Source organism: Salinisphaera sp. SWV1 (genome assembly GCF_052044155.1).
Lineage (GTDB): Bacteria > Pseudomonadota > Gammaproteobacteria > Nevskiales > Salinisphaeraceae > Salinisphaera.
Window position 1 is genome coordinate 1 of sequence record NZ_JBQDYE010000100.1, and the last position, 1,064, is coordinate 1,064.

2 protein-coding genes are annotated in these 1,064 nt (G+C 67.7%); both read left to right on the forward strand.

Annotated elements, in window-relative coordinates; all coding sequences use genetic code 11:
* A partial coding sequence (istA, locus tag ACS8YF_RS19595; protein ID WP_440851771.1) for an IS21 family transposase occupies positions 1 to 653 on the forward strand: 653 nt, incomplete at its 5' end.
* Positions 650 to 1,064, forward strand: a 415-nt coding sequence (locus ACS8YF_RS19600) for an ATP-binding protein (RefSeq protein ID WP_440851772.1), incomplete at its 3' end; no start/stop codon positions are given. The genes istA and ACS8YF_RS19600, both read left to right, overlap by 4 nt.

Below are 1,064 nucleotides of genomic sequence, written 5' to 3' on the forward strand. Positions count from 1 at the left end.
AGGTGGACTTCACGACCATTCGCCGCGGTCGTTCACCGCTCAAGGCCTTCGTGGCGACCCTGGGTTATAGCCGAGCGACGTTCGTGCGCTTTGGCGCGCGCGAGGACAGCCAGGCATGGCTGACCGGATTACGCGAGGCCTTCGCCTATTTCGGCGGCGTGACGCAGGACGTGTTGTTCGACAATGCCGGCGCCATCATTCTCGAGCGCGATGCCTATGGCGCGGGGGCGCATCGCTGGCATCCGGCGCTGGCCGCGTTGGCCGAGACCTACGGCTTCCGGCCGCGGGTCTGTCGTCCGTACCGGGCTCAGACCAAGGGCAAGGTCGAGCGCTTCAACGGCTATCTCAAGGGCAGCTTCGTCACGCCGCTGGCCGCGACGCTGAAGATGGCCGGGCTTACGCTGGATGTTCCGACCGCCAATGCACACATCGGGCGCTGGTGTGCGGAGGTGGCACATCAGCGCATCCATGGCACCACCGGCGACAAGCCCGCCGTGCGCCTGGCCGAGGAACGGCACGCGCTTTTACCGCTGCCGATCGCGGCGGCCACGCCAGCGGGCGCGCCGTCCCAGCCGAGCGGTCATGCCCTCCCGCATGAGAGCCTGCAGCATCCGCTGTCGGTCTACCAGGCGCTGCTGGAGGTCCCGGCATGAACCTTCAACATGAGCGGATCCGTGCGCTGTGCCAGGGCCTCAAGCTGGATCGGATCGATGCCGAGTGGCCGCACCTCGCACAGCAGGCAGCCGGCCAGGAGACCAGCTTCGCCGACTTCCTCGAGCAGCTGCTGATCACCGAGCGCGATGCCCGGGCCGAGCGCAGTCGCCAGACCCTGTTGCGGATGGCGACCCTGCCGGCGGTCAAGACCCTCGAGCAGTACGACTTCGGCTTTGCCTCGGGCGCGCCCCGGGCGCAACTCCAGGAACTGGCGGCCCTGACGTTCATCGAGCGCACCGAAAACATCGTGCTGCTCGGCCCGAGCGGTGTGGGCAAGAGCCATCTGGCCATCGCGCTGGCCTATCGGGCGCTGATGAACGGGATCAAGACACGCTTTGTGACGGCCGCCG